The organism is Micromonospora sp. CPCC 206061, assembly GCF_036906915.1.
Taxonomy (GTDB): Bacteria; Actinomycetota; Actinomycetes; order Mycobacteriales; family Micromonosporaceae; genus Phytohabitans.
In genome coordinates this window covers 1-606 of sequence record NZ_JBAKHX010000235.1, presented here as the reverse complement: position 1 = coordinate 606, position 606 = coordinate 1, and the positions used below count along the sequence as shown (strand labels likewise).

1 protein-coding gene is annotated in these 606 nt (G+C 67.5%); it reads left to right on the top strand.

Features of this window, described 5'->3' with window-relative positions:
* Positions 1-534, top strand: a 534-nt coding sequence (zapE, locus tag V6V89_RS41545; RefSeq protein ID WP_334625250.1) for an AFG1/ZapE family ATPase, incomplete at its 5' end; no start/stop codon positions are given.
* Positions 535-606: the final 72 nt, after the last annotated feature.

Genomic DNA, 606 nt, shown 5'->3' with positions numbered 1-606 from the left:
CCCAAATTGCCCGCCGCCCAGATCCGCGACCTAGCCGCCCTGCGCTGGCTGCAAGCCGGCGAGTCCGTCATCCTGCACGGACCCGTCGGCGTCGGCAAAACCCATATAGCGCAAGCACTCGGCCACCTCGCCGTCCGCCGCGGCGCCGACGTCCGCTTCACCAAAACCAGCCGCGCCCTAGCCGACCTCGCCGGCGGCCACGCCGACCGCACCTGGCCCCGCCGCCTCGCCGAACTGGTCCGACCCGCACTGCTGGTCCTGGACGACTTCGCCATGCGCGAGCTGACCGCGCAACAGGCCGACGACCTCTACGAACTCATCTCTGAACGCGCCCAAGCCGGCCGGTCGCTGATCGCCACCTCGAACCGGTCACCGACCGACTGGTACCCACTGTTCCCCAACCCCGTTGTCGCCGAATCGTTGCTGGACCGGCTGATCAACACCAGCCACCAGGTCTTCATGAACGGCCCCAGCTACCGCCCCAACAAGCGACCCGGCCGACCCGGCTCGACAACCACCAAGGACACCAAGTAGAACATCAACCGAGGGCCACACCCTGGGGAATTACTTGAGCCCAGCCCCGGGGAATTACGTGAGCGACGACAC